General features: G+C 63.4%; 18 protein-coding genes. 3 read left to right on the top strand and 15 right to left on the bottom strand.

Features of this window, described 5'->3' with window-relative positions; translation table 11 throughout:
- Positions 1-169: 169 nt before the first annotated feature.
- Positions 170-1,747 carry a 2-isopropylmalate synthase gene (locus ASD45_RS03930; protein WP_056910292.1) on the bottom strand — a complete coding sequence of 526 codons (1,578 nt, stop codon included), beginning with the start codon at positions 1,745-1,747 and terminating at the stop codon, positions 170-172.
- Between the two features lie 426 nt (positions 1,748-2,173).
- Here ASD45_RS03930 and ASD45_RS03925 point away from each other — a divergent pair, with 426 nt between their 5' ends.
- Positions 2,174-2,872 (top strand): isoprenylcysteine carboxylmethyltransferase family protein, encoded by a 699-nt coding sequence (locus ASD45_RS03925; RefSeq protein ID WP_056910291.1) that lies wholly within the window; start codon positions 2,174-2,176, stop codon positions 2,870-2,872.
- 37 nt (positions 2,873-2,909) lie between these two features.
- On the opposite strand, the gene ASD45_RS03920 is transcribed toward ASD45_RS03925, so the two are convergent.
- The 7 genes from ASD45_RS03920 to ASD45_RS03890 all read right to left on the bottom strand — a co-directional run bounded on the left by ASD45_RS03920 (position 2,910) and on the right by ASD45_RS03890 (position 10,205).
- On the bottom strand, positions 2,910-5,147 hold the full coding sequence (locus ASD45_RS03920; RefSeq protein ID WP_082540630.1) for a molybdopterin cofactor-binding domain-containing protein: 2,238 nt from the start codon (positions 5,145-5,147) through the stop codon (positions 2,910-2,912).
- A gap of 3 nt (positions 5,148-5,150) precedes the next feature.
- Positions 5,151-5,645 carry a (2Fe-2S)-binding protein gene (locus ASD45_RS03915; RefSeq protein WP_056910290.1) on the bottom strand — a complete coding sequence of 165 codons (495 nt, stop codon included), beginning with the start codon at positions 5,643-5,645 and terminating at the stop codon, positions 5,151-5,153.
- Positions 5,646-5,757: 112 nt separating this feature from the next.
- Positions 5,758-6,660, bottom strand: a complete 903-nt coding sequence (locus ASD45_RS03910; RefSeq protein WP_056910289.1) for a polyphosphate kinase 2 family protein — start codon at positions 6,658-6,660, stop codon at positions 5,758-5,760.
- Between the two features lie 17 nt (positions 6,661-6,677).
- Entirely contained in the window at positions 6,678-7,382 is a 705-nt protein-coding gene (locus ASD45_RS03905) for an NUDIX hydrolase (protein WP_056910288.1), read from the bottom strand.
- A complete protein-coding gene (locus tag ASD45_RS03900) occupies positions 7,379-8,275 on the bottom strand; it encodes a PhzF family phenazine biosynthesis protein (protein ID WP_056910287.1) in 897 nt (298 codons plus the stop codon). The genes ASD45_RS03905 and ASD45_RS03900 overlap by 4 nt, the downstream gene beginning before the upstream one ends.
- Positions 8,275-9,159: a pyridoxal kinase PdxY gene (pdxY, locus tag ASD45_RS03895; protein WP_056910286.1), complete on the bottom strand. Its 885-nt coding sequence runs from the start codon at positions 9,157-9,159 to the stop codon at positions 8,275-8,277. The genes ASD45_RS03900 and pdxY overlap by 1 nt, the downstream gene beginning before the upstream one ends.
- A 74-nt stretch (positions 9,160-9,233) precedes the next feature.
- Positions 9,234-10,205, bottom strand: a complete 972-nt coding sequence (locus ASD45_RS03890) for an ABC transporter substrate-binding protein (RefSeq protein WP_244485431.1) — start codon at positions 10,203-10,205, stop codon at positions 9,234-9,236.
- Between the two features lie 220 nt (positions 10,206-10,425).
- Between ASD45_RS03890 and ASD45_RS03885 the strand changes: the two genes are divergently transcribed.
- Positions 10,426-10,875 carry a cupin domain-containing protein gene (locus ASD45_RS03885; protein ID WP_056910284.1) on the top strand — a complete coding sequence of 150 codons (450 nt, stop codon included), beginning with the start codon at positions 10,426-10,428 and terminating at the stop codon, positions 10,873-10,875.
- A gap of 9 nt (positions 10,876-10,884) precedes the next feature.
- Here the strand turns inward: ASD45_RS03885 and ASD45_RS03880 are convergent, their stop codons facing one another.
- Positions 10,885-11,673, bottom strand: a complete 789-nt coding sequence (locus tag ASD45_RS03880; RefSeq protein ID WP_056910283.1) for an ABC transporter permease — start codon at positions 11,671-11,673, stop codon at positions 10,885-10,887.
- A complete protein-coding gene (locus ASD45_RS03875; RefSeq protein ID WP_056910282.1) occupies positions 11,673-12,506 on the bottom strand; it encodes an ABC transporter ATP-binding protein in 834 nt (277 codons plus the stop codon). Before ASD45_RS03875 ends, ASD45_RS03880 begins: the two co-directional genes overlap by 1 nt.
- 348 nt (positions 12,507-12,854) lie before the next feature.
- Between ASD45_RS03875 and ASD45_RS03870 the strand changes: the two genes are divergently transcribed.
- Complete coding sequence (locus ASD45_RS03870) at positions 12,855-14,408, top strand: glycine betaine ABC transporter substrate-binding protein (protein ID WP_056910281.1); 1,554 nt, start codon at positions 12,855-12,857, stop codon at positions 14,406-14,408.
- Here ASD45_RS03870 and ASD45_RS03865 read toward each other — a convergent pair.
- From ASD45_RS03865 to ASD45_RS03845, 5 genes are all read right to left on the bottom strand, one after another.
- Positions 14,405-14,785 carry a lysozyme inhibitor LprI family protein gene (locus ASD45_RS03865; protein ID WP_056910280.1) on the bottom strand — a complete coding sequence of 127 codons (381 nt, stop codon included), beginning with the start codon at positions 14,783-14,785 and terminating at the stop codon, positions 14,405-14,407. The genes ASD45_RS03870 and ASD45_RS03865 overlap by 4 nt on opposite strands.
- On the bottom strand, positions 14,785-15,804 hold the full coding sequence (ilvC, locus tag ASD45_RS03860) for a ketol-acid reductoisomerase (RefSeq protein WP_056910279.1): 1,020 nt from the start codon (positions 15,802-15,804) through the stop codon (positions 14,785-14,787). Before ilvC ends, ASD45_RS03865 begins: the two co-directional genes overlap by 1 nt.
- A 92-nt stretch (positions 15,805-15,896) precedes the next feature.
- Positions 15,897-16,493, bottom strand: a complete 597-nt coding sequence (locus ASD45_RS03855) for a LysE family translocator (protein ID WP_056910278.1) — start codon at positions 16,491-16,493, stop codon at positions 15,897-15,899.
- Positions 16,494-17,000: an acetolactate synthase small subunit gene (gene ilvN, locus ASD45_RS03850; protein ID WP_056912574.1), complete on the bottom strand. Its 507-nt coding sequence runs from the start codon at positions 16,998-17,000 to the stop codon at positions 16,494-16,496.
- A gap of 68 nt (positions 17,001-17,068) precedes the next feature.
- On the bottom strand, positions 17,069-18,847 hold the full coding sequence (locus ASD45_RS03845; protein WP_056910277.1) for an acetolactate synthase 3 large subunit: 1,779 nt from the start codon (positions 18,845-18,847) through the stop codon (positions 17,069-17,071).
- Positions 18,848-19,124: the final 277 nt, after the last annotated feature.

The following is a 19,124-nucleotide window of genomic DNA, read 5'->3' as shown; positions in this document are numbered from 1 at the left end:
TGACGGCTCTTGACGAAAGGTTCGCATCAAATCCGGAGCCCGGCAAGGCCCCAGCTCCGCCCCGAGCCCCTGCCCACCCGGGCGCAATCGTCGCACCGCGGCACAGCAAAACGCCGCGCCCAACATTTGGACGCGGCGCAGCATGCTTTCCGATGAAACAGTGGGCGGTTCAGACGCCTTCGTTGGCGTGAATGCGCTTCTCCACGCCCGGCATCTTGCCGCGCTTGCTCATCATCTTGTTGAGCGCGCCGAGATAGGCCTTCGCCGACGCCACCAGGGTATCCGGATCGGCGCCCTTGGCGGTGAAGGAGCGGCCCTCCGCCGCCAGCCGCACCGAAACTTCCGCCTGCGCATCGGTGCCTTCGGTCACCGCGTGCACCTGATAGAGCTCGAGCTTGGCCTCGTGCGGCACGATGGCGTGGATGGCGTTGAAGATCGCATCAACCGGGCCGTTGCCGGTCGCCTGATGCGTGGTGTGCTTGCCGTCGATATCGATGGTGAGCGTCGCGGTCTGCGGCCCCATGGTACCGGCGATGACGGTGAGCGACACGATCTTGGCGCGGTCATGCGCGGTGGCGATTTCTTCATCGACCAGCGCCTCGATGTCCTCGTCGTAGATCTGCTTCTTGCGATCGGCCAGCGCCTTGAAGCGCACGAAGGCGTCCTGCAACTGGTTGTCCGAAAGCTGATAGCCCAACTCTTCCAGCTTGTGCTGGAAGGCGTGGCGGCCGGAATGCTTGCCCATGACCAGCGAGGTCTGTTTCACGCCGACCGATTCCGGCGTCATGATCTCGTAGGTCTGCGCGTTCTTGAGCATGCCGTCCTGGTGGATGCCGCTCTCATGCGCGAAGGCGTTACGGCCGACGATGGCCTTGTTGTATTGCACCGGGAACGACGTCGCCGCCGCGACGAGCTTGGAAGCGCGCGTCAGCATGGTGGCGTCGATATTGGTGGCGTACGGAAACACGTCGTTGCGTGTCTTGATCGCCATCACGATCTCTTCCAGCGCGGCATTGCCGGCGCGCTCGCCGATGCCGTTGACGGTGCATTCGATCTGCCGCGCACCGCCGGTGACGCCGGCGAGCGAATTGGCGACCGCCATGCCGAGGTCGTTATGGCAATGCACCGAGAACACCGCCTTGTCGGAGTTCGGCACATTCTCGATCACGCGGCGGAACAGGTCGCGATATTCCTCCGGCGTGGTGTAGCCGACGGTGTCGGGGATGTTGATGGTCGTGGCGCCGGCCTTGATCGCGGCCTCGACGCAGCGGCACAGGAAGTCGAACTCGGTGCGGGTGCCGTCCTCGCTCGACCACTCGACGTCGTCGGTGTGGCTGCGGGCGCGAGTCACCTGCGCGATCACCATCTCGAAGACCTCGTGCGGCTCCTTCTGCAGCTTGTACTTCATGTGCACCGGCGAGGTGGACAGGAAGGTGTGGATGCGGTTGCGCCTCGCCGGCTTGATGGCCTCGGCGCAGCGGTCGATGTCCTTGGGCGCGGCGCGCGACAGGCCGCAGATCACCGAATTCTTGGCGCGTTTGGCGATCTCGTTGACGGCGGCGAAGTCGCCTTCCGAGGCGATCGGGAAGCCGGCCTCGATGATGTCGACGCCCATGGTGTCGAGCAGCTCGGCGACCTCGAGCTTTTCCTCGTGGGTCATGGTGGCGCCGGGGCACTGCTCGCCGTCGCGCAAGGTGGTGTCGAAGATAACCACGCGGTCCTTATCGGACTGGGTCGGGGTAGCCATTGGAATTGTCCTTCTCTGGATCCTGCGCCGCGGGTTCATGACCGAGGGGCGCGTTTCAGGGTGCTTGATCTGCCGCCGTCCCCCGAGTGCCCAGGCGCAATGCCCAGCCGGCCCTCAGGGGCGGGTAAGGAGAAGGAGCGTGCCCAGAATGAGGGTAGCCACCGGCTTGGCCTTGCCAATCAGATTGGCGGCCACCGGGTCGATCGCGCAGATGGTCTGCCGCGTCGGCATTGGCTCAAGTACCCTCAATAACGACCCTGACGGTCGCGGATTCCGGTAAAGCCCGCGTTAAGCGGCTACCGGATATCGGGGTTTCTAGCCGATTGCAGGCGGCCGGGGCAAGCGGCGTATTAGGTCAGCATTGCTGACGGTTTAGCCCCCCAAACCGGAGCCCGTCGTGTGCGTTCTGATGATGGAGCCCCCGCCATGCCCGCTGCCCCGCAAGCCAGCCCTGAGTTGCGCCGCCGTACCCTGGAAAGCTCGGCCAAGTTCATCGTCGCCCTCGGCGTCATCATCGTGCTGCCATCGCTGAGCCTGACCTACTGGCAGGGCTGGCTCTATTGGGCGCTGTTCGCGGCGTTCACGATCGGCGGCTCGCTGTATTTCCTCAAGTACGATCCGGCGCTGGTCGAGCGGCGGCTGGCGGTTGGCCCGACGGCGGAAACCGAAAAGAGCCAGAAGATCATCATGAGCGCCGCGTCGGTCTGCGTCGTGCTGCTGTTCGCCCTGCCCGGCCTCGACCACCTGTTCGGCTGGTCGCATGTGCCGGCCTGGCTGGTGATCGCCGCCGACATCGCCGTGATGCTGTCCTATGGACTGGTCTGCTACGTGCTGTCGGTGAACAGCTATGCGGCGGCGACGATCACAACCGGCGCCGATCAGCCGGTGATCAGCACCGGCCCGTACGCCTATGTGCGGCATCCGATGTATTCCGGCGCGCTTCTGATGTTCGGCCTGACGCCGCTGGCGCTCGGTTCATATTGGAGCCTGCTGATTGTCATTCCGCTCGCCGCGGTGTTCGCTTGGCGGTTGCTCGACGAGGAGCGCGTGCTCAAGCGCGACTTGCCCGGCTACGCGGCCTATTGCGACAAGGTGCGCTACCGGTTGGTGCCGGGCGTGTGGTGACGGCGACGGCCGAAGCCGCCGCCGCGGTCGTCGCGGCTCACGCCTTCAGCAACGCCGTGTCGATCGGCAGCGAGCGGATGCGTTTGCCGGTGGCGGCGAAGATGGCGTTGCACAGCGCCGGTATCGCCGGTGGCAACGGCGGCTCTCCGAGCCCGGTCGGCGGGTTGTCGGTAGTGACGAAGTGCACTTCCACCGGTGCCGCTTGTGTCAGCCGCAACGGCTGGAACGAGTCGAAGTTCGCTTCAACCACGCGGCCCTTGTCGATCGTGATCTTCTGGTTCAACGCTTCGCCGAGACCGTCGAGCACGCCGCCTTGCGCCATGTTCTCGGCCGCGGTCGGATTGATGACATGGCTGCCGACGTCGCCAACAGCCCACACCTTGTTGATCTTTATCTGGCCGTCATTGCCCACAGCCGCCTCCACCACTTCGGCGAAGTAGCCGAGGTGGCTGTAGTAAAACGCCACGCCCATGCCGGTGCGCGCGGGCAGCGTGCGTTGGCCCCAACCGGACACCTCGCGCACCTTTTCCATGACGCCGCGGGCGCGTCCGGTGTGGAAGCCAACGCCGCGGCCCGGCAGCAATTCGTCCTTGCCGAGCAGGTCGATCTGAAATTGCAGCGGATCCTTGCCGGCCTTGTGCGCCAATTCGTCGATGAACGATTGAAACACGAAGGCGAGCGCGTTCGAACCCGGCGCGCGCAACGGCCCTGTCGGCACGCCGAGCGGCATCAGCGAGACGCCCATCGACAGGTTCGGCACGCGACCGGCCGGGAAGATGGTCGATTCCATATTGGCCGAACGCGCATAGTTGCCGTTCTTGCCGAAGCTGATGAAGTGCTGCTGCCAGGCCATCAGTTTGCCATCGCCATCGAGGCCGGCCTTGAAGAAGTGCCAGCCTGCCGGCCGATAGAAATCATGCTGCATGTCGTCGGTGCGATTCCACACGAGCTTGACCGGCGCACCGGCGACCTTGGAGATCCACGCCGCCTCCGCCATGAAGTCGCTGTCGAGCCGACGGCCGAAGCCACCGCCGCAACGCGTCATATTGACGATGACTTTGCTCTCGTCGAGACCGAGCGTCTTGGCGACCAACGTTCGCCCAGGGCCTGGATTCTGCGTCGGCGCCCACAAGGTGACCTTGTTGCCCTCGACGTGCGCGGTGCAGTTCATCGGCTCGAGCGGCGCATGGGCAATGAAGGGATAGTGGTAATCGGCCTCGACCACTTGCGCCGCCTGTGACAGCGCGGCCGCGACATCTCCATCGTTGCGCAGGCTATTCTGCGGCGGCTGGTCGCGAAACGCCGCGGCCTGCCTGGCAAAACCCTCGCTGCTCTGTGCGGCGGTCGCGCCTTCGTCCCATGTAACCTGCAGTTTCTCCCGCGCCTTGCTGGCACGCCACCAGCTGTCGGCGACGATGGCGACACCGGGCATCAGCCCGTGCAGGTCGCTGCCGCCTTCGACGACGAAGGCATCGCGCACGCCGGGCAGCTTCTTGAGATCGTTGACGTTGGCGGTCACAACCTTGCCGCCGAAGACCGGGCATTTCTGGAACACCGCGTACAGCATGCCCGGCACTTCATGATCGATGCCGAACAGCGGTTCGCCCTTGACGACCTTCGGGCTGTCATAGCCCGGGACCGAATGGCCGATGATGGCGTATTTTTTCGGATCCTTCAGTTCGACCTTGCCGAGATTCGGCACGGGTAGCGCCGCCGCCTTCTCCGCCACGGCGCCATAGGTCACCAAACGGCCGGACGACTGGTGCAGGACGCGACCCTCCGACGTCGTACATTCGCTCGCCGGCACATTCCACTGCGCCGCGGCCGCGGCCACGAGCATCTGCCGCGCGGCGGCGCCGGCGCGGCGGCACGGGTCCCAATTCAGCGGCGTCGCCTGGCTGCCGCCGGCAAACTGCCTGCCGTATTTTACGGGATCGAGCGGCGCCTGGTCGATGCGCACCTGACTCCAGGCCACATCGAGTTCCTCGGCGATCAGCATGGGCAGCATGGTCTTGATGCCCTGCCCGATTTCCGGGTTCTTCGACATGATGGTGACGGTGTTGTCCGGCGCGATCGTTACATAGGCGTTAAGTGTCGAAGCGCTGCCGGAGTCGGCGCCCGCGGCCGCCTTGACGAGCTGTGGAACGGTGAGCGTCAGCAACAGGCCGCCACCGGCGGCGGCGCCGGCCTTGAGGAACGCGCGGCGCGAAGCCGGCAGCTTGGCAACATTCAGCAAAGACGGATTGTCCACCAAAGACTGATCCTGGAGCGTCATGGCTTAGGCTCCCTTGCGCTGTTGGCCATTGGCGCCAAAGTCGGCGCCTGAGGCTGCCTGCTTGATGGCCTGGCGGATGCGCGAATAGGTGGCGCAACGGCAGATGTTGCCGTCCATCGCCGCGTCAATGTCGGCGTCGCTGGGCGCCTTGTTCTGAGCGAGCAGCGCCGCGGCGGACATGATCTGCCCGGCCTGACAATAGCCGCACTGCACGACATCGACCGCGAGCCATGCTTTCTGCAGCCGCGCGCCGATCGCCGTGTCGCCGATGCCTTCGATGGTGGTGACCGCGTTATTGCCGACGTCGGACACCGCCGTCTGGCAGGCGCGCACCGCCTGACCGCCGACATGGACGGTGCAGGCACCGCACAAGCCGGCGCCGCAGCCGAATTTGGTGCCCTTGAGCTTGACGGTGTCGCGCAACACCCAAAGCAGAGGGGTGTCGTCATCGACGTCGACGCCATATTGTTTGCCGTTGATCGTGAGCGCGTAATGCATGATCTGCCTCACTGATGGGTGGCTGTGCTCCTCACGCACGCCTGCGCGATGGCAGCCGATTCCACTATAGCTGGCAGATTATGGCGGCAGCAAAGCGCGCGCCGCTCAAAAGTTATTGATCACGCTCTTCAGTCAAAAGTTTACGCGCTTTTTGCAGTTCCTCAAGCGCCGCCCCTTCCAACTTGGGGAATTCGAGCTTCAGGCTCTCCAGCGCATCGGCCATGGCGCCGGCAACCACCAGGCGCGTGAACCACTTATGGTCGGCTGGAACGACGTACCACGGCGCTTCCGGGGTTGAGGTCTCGCGGATCATCTCCTCATAGGCCTCCATGTAATTCGGCCACAGTGCGCGCTCCTTGACGTCGGCGGTGGAGAACTTCCAGCGCTTGCCGGGCTCCTCGATGCGGTCGAGAAAGCGTTTGCGCTGTTCACCGCGTGAGACGTTGAGAAAGAACTTTAGAATCAGCGTGCCGTTGCGGGCAAGATGCTTCTCGAAACCGCGAATGTCGTCGAAGCGCTGATGCCAGATGTCCTTATCCGAATTCTTCTGGCCATTGCCGACGCTCGGCAGGCGCTGCGCCTTGAGATATTCAGGGTGCACCCGCACCACCAGCACTTCCTCGTAATGCGAGCGGTTGAAGATACCGATGCGGCCGCGCTCGGGCACTCGCTGCGCGATCCGCCAGAGAAAATCGTGATCGAGCTCTTCCTTGCTCGGCTCCTTGAACGAGAACACTTGTACGCCCTGCGGATTGACGCCGCTCATCACGTGCTCAATCAGGCTGTCCTTGCCGGCGGCGTCCATCGCCTGCAGCACGATCAGAACGGACCAGCGATTATCGGCGTAGAGTTTTTCCTGGAGATCGGAAAGACGTTCGATGCCTTCCTTGAGCAGGTCCTTCGCTTCGCCTTTGTCGACCGACAGGCCCGCGGTATCGTCCGGATCGTGCTCCGCCAGCTTGAATGCTTCCGGTTTGTCTATGCGGAACCGCTTGGCGATCTGATCGAGCTTCATGAGTGCCTCTGGTCGCTTCAGCCGCCCAAACGCGCGGCGAGAAAGATGCGGGCGAAGGGCCGCATCTTCGGATGGAAATCGTCGGGGCCGCGGATGATCTTGATGTCCGCCAGTTCCGGCTGACGCTCGCGGGCGAGGTTCTGCAGCATCTGTGCGCGAAGCGTCTCGGCGGCGAGCATGGAGCGCATGACCTTGACGGCGCAGATCACCTCGCCGTCCATCGCCAGCGTCCAGCCGGGCTCGTCGGTGAGGTCGGCCGGATCGAGCCCCGTCTCTTCTTTGAGTTCTCGGCGGACGCTGAAATCGAAATCGACGGTGCTGCCGACGATGTCGCTACGGTCCGGCGTGCCGCAGGGAAAATAGATCTGGCCCGCGTTGTAAGTATGCGCCGCCATTTCGCCGAGCAGAAAGGCGCCGTCGTCCGACATCACCGCGGCGGCGCCGAAACAGTCATAAATGCCAGCCTCGGGCCGGCCCGAAGCGATCCAGTAGGTGAAGCTCGCATAATCGGTTTCCAGGAAGCCACCGCTGAGGACGCCATCCTCGATGCTGCAGCGGTGCATGGTGAGAACGCGGCCATTGAACAGCGCCGGCTTCTCGATTTGTGCCTCGGCGAAGACGGCGTCGATCTTGCGGCGGTTGGCGTCGGCAAAGGCCCAGGGCTTCGGCTCGAAAACAAGTTCGAGGCGATCGACGTGGACGACTCGCGGCGTGCCGGTCATGCTTCGATAACGCCTTCGGTGACGACGACGGCATCGCCGCCGATCGAAGCTTCGCGCAGGCTGCCGCCTTCGACGTCGAGCGACAGGTGCAGCACGCTCGGCCGGCCCATCTCGTAGCCCTGTTCGATCGCGAGCTTGTGCACACCGTCGGCGGGACGTTTGTGCGCGACGTAGAGCCCTGAGAATGCGGCCAGCGCGCTTCCGGTCGCAGGGTCCTCGGCAACGCCGATGCCAGGCGCAAACATGCGGACGTGGAGCTGGTGGCCGGCCTCGGCGGCTTCCTCGCACACCACATAGGCCTTGGCTGGCCCGCCCTGCCCGAACGCCTGGGTAAAGGCCTCGCCGTTTGGTTTGGCGCGGCCGGCCGCCGCTAGCGAGCGAACAGCGACCACGGCAAACGGCACGCCGGCCGACCAACGGGACGGCGGAAACGCCTTGATGTCTATATCGGCCGCGTCGAGGCCGACCCCCGCCGCTAACGTCGCGGCGTCCGGCAGGTCCCCGGCAGGCTGCGGCAATTGCGGCAATTTAAATTCGGCAAAGCCCGTATCCGGGTCGTGCATGCGCACGTCGCAAGCGACCGGCCCGATCTTCTCGGCGATGACGAAGCTCTGCTCCCCGCCACCCGAGGCACGCGCCAGGCCCACGGCAGCGCCGACCGTCGGATGGCCCGCGAACGGCAACTCTGACGACGGCGTGAAGATACGCATGGAGGCGCGATGACCACCGTCCTGCGGTGGCGCAATGAACACGGTTTCCGAATAATTGAACTCGCGAGCGATGGTCTGCATCGCCGACGTGTCGAGACCCTCGGATTCAAACACCATACCGAGCGGGTTGCCGGCAAAGCGCTTGCGGCTGAAAACATCGAGCGTGATGAAACGACGGCGCATTACAATTGCCTTTCGGTCTCCTTCAACGGCGGCGCGACGAGCTGTTCGACGTCGAACTCGCTGCTCGGCTGGACGACCTCGTCCTGGCCGAGCACGACCTGAATCTCGGCGGCGCCGGCGTCGAGCGTCTTCTGCAGGATGCCGAAGATGCTGTTGCCTGCGCGTGCCAGCGCTTCCTTGGCTCCGCCCTGCCGCAGATAATGCGCCAGGAACAGCGCCGCCACTGCATCGCCGGCGCCATTGGCGACGAGCTGGAGACGCGGCGTCCGCAACAAATAGCAGCCGGTGTCGTCGGAGGCGAGCATGTCGATTGCGTCCTCCGGCGTCTCGTCGGTATGCAGCGACGTCACCAGGACTGCGTGCGGGCCCAGATCGTGCAGCGCCTTGACGGCATCCAGCGCTTGCGCGCGCGTCTTTGACGGCCGGCCGGTAAGGAAATCAAGCTCGAACTGGTTCGGCGTCACGATGTCGGCAGCCGGCAGCGCCTTCTTCTTGATGAAGTCCGGAATCCCTTCATGCACGAAGACGCCCTTACCGACATCGCCGATGACCGGATCGCAGCAATAACGCGCGGACGGATTGCCGCGGCGGACGGTGGCGACCGCTTCGAGAATCGCTTCGGCGATCTCGGCGCTGCCCATGTAGCCGGACAGGACGCCGTCGCATTCCGGCAGCACGCCGCGCTTTTCAAGGCCCGCGATCAAATCGCTGATCAGCTTGGCGCCGAAGACCTCGCCGGTGAAGTCGCCATAGCCGGTGTGGTTGGAGAACTGCACGGTGTGGATCGGCCAGACCTCGACCCCCATGCGCTGCAGGGGAAATACGGCGGCCGAATTACCGACATGACCGAAGACGACGTGGGACTGGATGGAGATGAGGTTCATGCCGCGTACAATAACAGAAACGGCGGGGAAGTTCCCCGCCGTTTCCGCATGCCTGTTTGATGGTCGCCGAAGCGTTACTTCATGCCAAGCTTCTTGTGAGCCTCATCGACAAACTTGTTGGTGTAGGTCTTGGTGACGTCGATGTTCGCCTTGGCGACATCCGGCGAGCCCTGCGAGAACACGGCGAGCACGGCCTGCGCGCCTTTCGGATCCATGCGACCGGTCTCCGAGAACATCGGGATCGTGTTCTTGAGCGCCGCGATGTAGCCCGCCTTGTCCTTGCCGACATATTCCGGCGGCATCTTGTCGGCGATCTCTTCTGGCGAATGCGAATGGATCCACTTCAGCGTGGCGATGATGGCGTTGGTCATCGCCTGCACTTCCTTCTCATGGCTGGCGATCCAGTCGGCCCGGGTATAGAGCGCGCCGCCGGGATATTCGCCGCCGAACACGCCGAGCGTGTCGTGCTGGGTGCGGGTGTCGCTGAGGATGCGCAGGCCCTTGTTGCGGCCCTGCAGCACGGTGACCGACGGGTCGAGCATGACCGCAGCATCGATCTGGCCCTGTTCCATCGCAGCCACGGCGGTGGCGCCGAGGCCGACGCCGATGACGGCGACCGAGTTCGGATCGACGCCTTCCTTCTTCAGGAGATATTTGAGGAAGAAGTCGGTCGAGGAGCCCGGCGCCGAAACGCCGACCTTCTTGTTGGCAAGGTCCTTCACCGACTTGATGCTGTCGGTCTGCTTCGGCGAAACGACCAGCGCCAGGCCCGGATAGCGGTCATAGACCACGAAGGCCTGCAGGTGCTGGCCCTTGGCGGCAAGGTTGACGCAATGGTCGAAATAGCCCGAGACGACGTCGGCGGAGCCGCCGATCACTGCCTTGAGCGCGTCCGAGCCGCCCTTGAAGTCGACGACATCGACATTGACGCCGGCCTTCTCGTACTCGCCGAGTTGCTTGGCCAGCATGGTCGGCAGGTAGCACAGGCATGAGCCGCCGCCGACGGCGAGCGTGATCTTGGATTGGGCGAGCGCTGCGCCGGCCATCAGAGCGGTCGAAACGACGAGCGCCGCGGCGGCCGATACGGCACGCCGGAAAATCCTGGACATCGGTTTCCTCCTCATTTTCTTGAACGACACCGCATAAACGGCGTTTCGGGCGCAAGATAGGGTACCAGCTCGGCCCTGAGAAGTCCTGCCCTAGCGAATGCCTGACCGCAGGTATAGCCTTTAAGAGCACAAAAACCAAAACCGGGAGGCAATTTCGATGAACCGCATTTTCTTTCTTGGTTCGGTCGCCGCGGCATTCGTTGCCGGCGCCGCCGGCATGCGTGTGCTGTCGCCGGCCGTCGCCGCCACCGAGATCACGCCCATGATCATCAACGTGACCGATCTCAACGGCGAGGCGCTGGGAGCGGCCTCGGCCACCGGCCTGCGCTCAAAGACCTTGGTGTCGGCCGATGGCGCGACCGTCGCCGTGCAGGACGGCAATGTGCCGAAGCATCTGCATCGCGACGCCAACGAGGTCCAGTACATCCTGGAAGGCACCGGCACGATCTGGTTCGGCGACAAGGAAGTACACGTGAAGCCCGGCGATCTCGTGATCATTCCCAAGGGCACGCCGCATGGCGGCACCAAGCCGGACGGTCGGACGCTCAAGGCGATCGCCATCAAGACGCCGCCGCAGGACCCGAAGGACACGGTTCTCCTGCAATAGCGGACAGGTCTAAGGCCGGGACTCGCCGACGGTCGGCCGCCAGACCAGCAGTCGCTTCTCGACGACGGTGACGATCAGGTCGATGACTATGACGAACGCCGCGAGCACGAACATGCCCGCGAACACGCCGGCGACGTCGAACACACCCTCCGCCTGCTGAATGAGATAGCCGAGGCCGGCCGCGGCGCCGAGATATTCACCGACCACCGCGCCAACCACGGCGAAGCCGACGGACGTGTGCAGCGACGAGAACATCCAGGACAGTGCCGACGGCCAGTAAACGTGTCGCATGAGTTGGCGCTCTTTCATGCCGAGCATGCGAGCGTTGGCGAGCACGGTGGGCGAGACTTCCTTGACGCCCTGATAGACATTGAAGAACACGATGAAGAATACCAACGTGACGCCGAGCGCGACCTTGGACCAGATGCCGAGGCCGAGCCACAGCGTGAAGATCGGCGCCAGCACCACGCGCGGCAGCGCGTTGGCCATCTTGACGTAGGGATCGAAAACCGCGGCGGTGCGCGGCTGGCGCGCGAACCAGAAGCCCACCAGGACGCCACCGACCGAGCCGATGACGAAAGCGAGCATCGATTCGACAAGGGTCACCCAGAGATGCTTCCAGATCACGCCGGAGACGAACCAGGCGATGATCTGTTTGACCACATCAACAGGGTTGGAAAAGAAGAACGGCGGCAGCAGGATGTGGCCGAACACCGGATAGGTCGAGAACACGTACCAGGCGGCCACGAAAATTACAGCGACGGCGATCTGCAGGCTAAGCAACGTTACGCGTGACATCAGCGGCCCTCCGCCTGGGCGTAGCCCTTGATGACTTCTTCCTTGAGCATGTGCCAGATGTCGCGGTGCAGCTCGTGGAACCCCGCGCTAAGCTTGATCTCGGAGATGTCGCGTGGCCGCGGCAGGTTCACGTGCCAGTCGCCGATGATGCGCGAGGCCGGCCCCGCCGACATGATCACGACGCGATCGGACAGCGCGATTGCCTCCTCGAGATCATGGGTGACGAACAGCACCGCCTTGCGGTCGGCACTCCACAACTCGAGCAGCAGGTTGCCCATGATCTGCCGGGTCTGCGCGTCGAGTGGCCCGAACGGCTCGTCCATCAACAATATCTTCGGGTCGCGAATGAGCACTTGGGCGAGCCCGACGCGTTTGCGCTGGCCGCCGGACAGCATGTGCGGATAGCGATCGCCGAAAGCGCCAAGCCCGACTTTGCCGAGCCAGTCCTTCGCGCGCGTCCGCGCCTCGGCTGGCGGCACGCCGACGATGTCGAGACCGATGGCGACATTCTCCAGCGCCGTCTTCCAGGGGAACAGCGCGTCGGCCTGAAACAGATAGCCGGCCTGGCGATTGAGGTCGGAAAGCCGCTTGCCGAAGATATTGACGGCGCCCGCCGCTGGCGGCAACAGACCCGCGGCGATATTGAGCAGCGTCGATTTCCCGCAACCGGTCGGCCCGACAATGGAAACAAATTCGCCGTCGGCGACATTCAGCGTCGCGTTGCTGACCGCGCGAAAGATAGCGCCATCTGCCAGGCGGAAAGCCACATCGACGGCATTCAGTGCCACAGCCGCTTCGTCGGTCGCCGCTGTTGCGGTCGTCGTCCCCGCCATGCCTTGTTCCTCACGTCTCTCCCCGCAAGCGGGCGCAACCTAGCGGCTTACGCCGGTAATGCAAACCGCAAAGCCCCACGTAGAGCACGGCTCCTCATCGTCCGGAACATGGGTCGGCGGGCGGCCGCGCTTTCGATAAACTGTGAGGTCCTGCGTGACCGAGGACCCTTGCGGTCAGACTTGGTGATGGCGCCACCCGGCCAGATTGCCGCAAAGCGCTGTGGCGAAGGCCATCAAGAACCTCGCGAACGGACGACGAGATCCGCTGTCATCGGCATCGCTCCGCCTCCGGGCGCGATCGGCGCCCGCATCTGCCGGTTGCGATACATACGCGATCCATCGCAGTATATGTCGCAGATGTTCGGCGCCCAATTTTCCGAAGCGTTCGCGCGACTGCCGGATTTTCTCGGCAGTCATGTGCTGGTCAGCATGGTGGCGATGGCGCTCGGCCTCGGCGTCAGCCTGCCCCTCGCCGTCTATGCGCTGCGCCGCCCTCGCCTACGGGGGCTGCTGCTTGGCGCCGCCAGCATCATCCAGACAGTGCCAGGGCTGGCGCTGCTGACATTGTTCTATCCATTGCTGCTGGCGCTGTCGGCGCTGACCGAAAAGGCGTTCGGCTTCGGCTTTTCGGCGCTAGGCTTCCTGCCATCGGTGCTGGCACTGGCGCTGTATTCGATGCTGCCGATCCTGCGAAACGCCGTCACCGGGCTGTCCGGCGTGCCGCAGGGTGTCCATGATGCGAGCTACGCGCTCGGTCTGTCCCGGCGCAAGACCTTCTGGCTGGTCGATCTACCGATCGCCATGCCGGTGGTCATGGCCGGCATCCGCACCGCCACGGTCTGGGTCATCGGCACGGCAACCTTGTCGACGCCAATCGGCCAGACCAGCCTTGGCAACTACATTTTCGCCGGCCTGCAGACGCAGAATTGGGTGTTCGTGCTGTTCGGATGCTTCGCCGCAGCGGCACTGGCGCTGATTGTGGATCGTTGCCTCGCAGCGATGGAAGCGGGCGTCGAACGGCGCGACCGGCGGACATTCGCGCTCGGGGCCGGCGGCGTGGTTATCATCGTGCTGGCGGCGCTGGCGCCGCATTTCGCACGCGGCCAATCGACGTATTCCATTGGCTCCAAGACCTTTACCGAACAATACATTCTCGCCGCGCTCCTTGAGCAGCGTATCGGCGCCGCCGGCCTCTCAACGTCTCGGCGCGAGGGTCTTGGCTCAAGCGTCATTTTCAATGCGCTGGCGAACAACGAGATCGACGCCTACGTCGAATACACCGGCACCCTCTGGGCTAACGCCATGGGCCGCACCGACATCAAATCGCGCGCGGATGTGCTCGCGGAAGTCGGCGCCTGGGTGAAGGAAAAGCACGGCATCACCATGGTCGGCGGCCTCGGCTTTGAGAATGCGTATGCGCTGGCGATGGCGCGCAAGCGCGCCGAAGAACTCGGCATCCGCACCATCGCCGATCTTGCCCGCCATGCGCCGCAGATGAAGATCGCCGGCGATTACGAATTCTTCGCCCGGCCGGAGTGGCGGGCGTTGAAAGCCGCCTATGGCCTCAATTTCGCGTCGCAACAGCAGATGCAGCCGGAGTTCATGTATCCGGCGGCCGCGCATGGCGACGTCGACGTCATCAGCGCCTTCTCCAGCGACGGCCTGATCGCTAAATACGACCTCGTCGTGCTGGAAGATCCCAAGCAGGCGTTGCCGCCGTACGACGCGATCCTGATGGTGTCACCCTCGCGCGCCGAGGATAGGACGTTCATCGACGCGCTCAAGCCGCTAGTCGGAAAGATCGACGTCGCGACGATGCGCGAGGCCAATCTGCGCGCATCCACCGGCAGTTCGCCCGCTGAAGTGGCGCGCTGGTTGAGCGATCGCTCGGCGAAGCCTTAGTTGCGGTCTTCCTTGCCCTCGAGTTCGAGCGCGCGGGCCTTGGTCATCTGATACATGCAATCGCCGGCCTCGATGCGAGCGATGGTGCCGTCGCCGAGGCCATAATATAGGCAGTTGGCGTCGCGGTATTGAATCCAGAGCCGTTGCGCTTGCAGCAACTGCTCGCGCTGTTTGACCGGGCCGGCATTGCGCATGCGCTGGTAGGCAGCGTTCATGCGCTGGTCCCACTGCGCCGTTTTGGCCTGGAGGCACTCCACCATCTCGTAGGTGCTGCCGTCGCAACTCAGCTCGGGGTCACCTTGGTCGCCGGCATGAGCAGAAACGGCCGCCCCGGTAAGGGCGGCCGCTGTCATCAACGCAATGCGCCAGGCGCACATCAGTTCTTGCTCTTGTCCACCATGGCGCGTTCGCGGATCCACGGCATCATGTCGCGCAGCTTGGCGCCGACAACTTCGGCACCGTGCTCGGCAAGCTTGGCGCGGGTCGCCTTGAACGAGGTCTGATTGACCTTGTTCTCCAGCATCCAGTCGCGGGTGAAACGGCCTGACTGAATGTCGTTCAGCACGCGCTTCATCTCGGCCTTGGTTTCCGGCGTGATGATACGCGGGCCGGTGACGTATTCGCCATATTCGGCGGTATTCGACACCGAGTAGTTCATGTTGGCGATGCCGCCTTCATAGATCAGGTCGACGATCAGCTTCATTTCGTGAATGCACTCGAAGTAGGCCATTTCCGGCGCGTAGCCGGCTTCGCACAAGGTCTCGTAGCCGGCCTTCATCAGCTCGACCACGCCGCCGCACAGCACGGCCTGCTCGCCGAACAGGTCAGTCTCGCACTCTTCCTTAAAAGAGGTCTCGATGATGCCGGCGCGGCCGCCGCCAATCGCCGAAGCATAGGACAAGCCGAGGTCGTGGGCGTTGCCCGACGCGTCCTTATGGATCGCGATGAGGCAAGGCACGCCGGCGCCGCGGGCGTACTCCGAACGCACGGTGTGGCCCGGGCCCTTCGGCGCAACCATCAACACGTCGAGATCGGCGCGCGGCTCGATGAGGTTGAAATGCACGTTGAGACCGTGCGCGAACAACAGTGCCGCGCCTTCTTTCATGTTGGCATGCAGGTGCTCGCGATAGATGTCGCCCTGCAATTCGTCGGGGGTCAGCATCATCATCACGTCGGCCCACTTGGCGGCCGCGGCGACTTCCATGACCTTGAAGCCGGCGCCTTCGGCCTTCTTGACGCCCTGCGAGCCCTTGCGCAGCGCGACCGCGACTTCCTTGACGCCGGAGTCGCGCAGGTTCTGCGCGTGCGCGTGACCCTGGCTGCCATAGCCGATGATGGCGACTTTCTTGCCCTTGATCAGGTTGATGTCGGCATCGCGATCGTAATAAACCCGCATGGTTTTCCTCTACTCGGTGTTGTTGCCTTAACCGGAAATTCGGCCCTGCTTCTAGGACGCCCCGGACGCGCCCACAAGCCCAAAAGGTCCCGTTAGAGGAGCATTGGCACGATGCTGACGACCAGCAGTAAGGCCATGACGATATTGAAGGTTCTGGCGTGGCGCGGATCGGCCAGAAGGCCGCGCAGTGCGACGCCGAAGCCGGTCCAGGCGACGACGGTGCCGACCGTGGCCAGGACTTCGACTGCGAGCACGATCAGGACGTCGTTGAGGCGGTGTTCCGGCCGCACATAAATGGCAATCACTGTGAGAGCCATGACCACCGCCTTCGGATTGACCCACTGAAAGGCCAGCGCCTCCCAGAACGTCATCGGACTGCCAAGATCAACATCGGTATTGTCGGCAGGGCGCGAATTCGCCACCTTCCAGGCCAGCCACAGCATGTAAAGCGCGCCGGCGATCTTGAGCACGGTTTGCAGCCCAGGCGCGGCGGCGAAAACCGCGCCCAGCCCGGCGGCTGCGGCCACCACCAGCACGACAAATCCAACGGTGATTCCGGCCATATGCGGAACGGTCCGCAGGAAGCCGAAATTGACGCCCGAGGCTGTCACCATGATGTTGTTCGGTCCGGGCGTGAATGCCGTCACGAAAACGAACAGCACCAGCGCCGCGAAGACGTCGTACGGCATTTACATCGTGTCCGGGCCACGCGCGATCGCCACGATTCCGGTACGCGACACCTCGACCAGGCCGAGCGGCAGCATCAGCGCGACGAACTGCTCGATCTTTTCGCTCTTGCCGGTGATTTCGAAAATGAAGCTCTCGGTGGTGGCGTCAATGACGCGAGCGCGGAACGCATCGGCCAGACGAAGCGCCTCGACGCGATTCTCACCCTTGCCCTTCACTTTGACCATTGCCAGTTCGCGTTCGATGGAACGACCCGACAGCGTCATATCGACGACGCGGTGCACCGGCACGAGCCGGTCGAGCTGGTTCTTGATCTGCTCGATCACCATCGGCGTGCCGGTAGTAACGACGGTAATAAGCGACTGGTGCTTGGCGTGCTCAGTCTCCGACACCGTCAGCGACTCGATATTGTAGCCGCGACCGGAGAACAGACCGATGACGCGGGCGAGAACGCCCGGCTCGTTATCGACCAGCACCGACAATGTGTGGCTTTCCGATTTCTGCGCCATCGGCGCGCTCGGATAATGCGACGTGCTCGACGGGATGTTCGCGTTGGCGTTCACGACACGTATCCTTCCTAAACCAGCATCTTGCCTTCCTCGGTGATGGCGTCGTCGAGAGACACGCCGGAGTCACCGAGGATCATTTCATTGTGTGCCTTGCCCGACGGGATCATCGGGAAGCAGTTTTCCTTCTGGTCGACGACGCAGTCGAACAGCACGGGGCGATCAATCTCGATCATCTCCTTGATCGCATGATCGAGATCGCCCGGCTTCTCGCAGCGAATGCCGACGGCATGCATTGCCTCGGCGAGCTTGACGAAGTCCGGCAAGGCCTCCGAATAACTCTCCGAATATCGGCTGCCATGCAGCAGTTCCTGCCACTGACGGACCATGCCCATGTAGCTGTTGTTGAGGATGAAGATCTTGATCGGCAGGCGATACTGCACCGCCGTCGACAGCTCCTGCATCGTCATCTGCACCGATGCCTCACCGGCGATGTCGATCACCAGCGACTTGGGATGTGCGAGTTGCACGCCGACCGAGGCCGGCAGGCCGTAGCCCATGGTGCCGAGGCCGCCGGACGTCATCCAGCGGTTCGGCTCGTTGAAGTGATAGAACTGCGCCGCCCACATCTGATGCTGACCGACTTCGGTCGTGATGTAGGTGTCCTTGTCCTTGGTCAGCTCAAAGAGCCGTTGAATGGCGTATTGCGGCTTGATCACCTCGTTGGACGGCCGATAGGCCAGCGACTTGCGGCCACGCCACTTGTCGATCTGCTTCCACCAGTCTCCGATCGCTTTCTTGTCGGCCTGCTTCTTCTCCGACTTCCACAAATGCAGCATGTCCTCGAGCACATGTGCGCAATCGCCGACGATCGGGATATCGACGTGAACGTTCTTGTTGATCGACGAAGGATCGATATCGATGTGGATCTTCTTCGAGCCTGGCGAGAAGGCGTCGATGCGGCCTGTGATGCGGTCGTCAAAGCGCGCGCCGATGCAGATCATCACATCGCAATCATGCATCGCCATGTTGGCTTCCAGCGTACCGTGCATGCCGAGCATGCCCAACCATTGCGGATCGGCAGCCGGGAAGGCCCCGAGGCCCATCAATGTCGAGGTGATGGGGAAGCCCGTGGTCTTGACCAGTTCGCGCAGCAGTTGGCTGGCGTGTTTGCCGGAGTTGATGACGCCGCCGCCGGTGTAGAAGATCGGCTTCTTCGCCCGCGCCATCAGTTCGACGGCGGCCTTGATGGCAGCGCTGTCGCCCTTGATCTTGGGATGATAGCCGGCATGCGGGAACGTTTTCGGCACCGAGTACGTGCCGGTGGCGAACTGAATGTCTTTCGGGATATCGACCACCACCGGACCGGGGCGGCCGCTGGCCGCGATATGGAACGCCTCGTGCAGAACGCGCGGCAGGTCTTCGATGCGCTTGACCAGGTAATTGTGCTTGGTGCACGGCCGCGTGATACCGACCGTGTCACATTCCTGGAAGGCGTCGTTGCCAATGAGATGCGTCGGCACCTGACCGGTAATGCAGACCAACGGGATCGAGTCGCACAGCGCGTCGGTCAGGCCGGTCACGGCGTTGGTCGCGCCGGGTCCGGAGGTCACTAGCACGCAACCAACCTTGCCGGTCGAGCGCGCATAGCCTTCGGCGGCATGCACCGCGCCCTGCTCGTGACGGACGAGGATGTGTCGGACTTCCTTCTGCGCGAACAGCGCGTCGTAAATGGGAAGTACGGCGCCGCCGGGATAGCCGAACAGGTGCTTCACGCCTTGGTCGGCGAGCGCCTGGATCACCATTTCCGCGCCGGTCATTTCTCGGGTCGATGCCGTTTCCTTCGTCATCGTCGGCTTCCTTCTCTTTCGTCTCTGTCTGCTTTGTCGTGCGGCCAATAAAAAAGGCCCGCGAAGGGCCATGTTCGGACACTCACTGTGGGTGCCGCGCGGGCTACCCAGCCAGTGTCCGAACCGTACCTACGAGAATAATAATGTTGCGCATAGCGTCCAAGGTCCGAACTTTCGTTGCGCGCCTTATAGGGGCGTGATTTTGCCCGGTCAAGCGGTAAGTGGGAGCGTACTGCCGGACCTTAAAGGCGGCAAGGCCCGGCCCGCGGCTCCAGAA

Origin of the sequence: Pseudolabrys sp. Root1462 (assembly GCF_001426945.1) — a bacterium.
Lineage (GTDB): Bacteria > Pseudomonadota > Alphaproteobacteria > Rhizobiales > Xanthobacteraceae > Pseudolabrys.
Note: the sequence above shows the minus strand (reverse complement) of the source record. Positions and strands in the feature narration are given on the sequence as shown.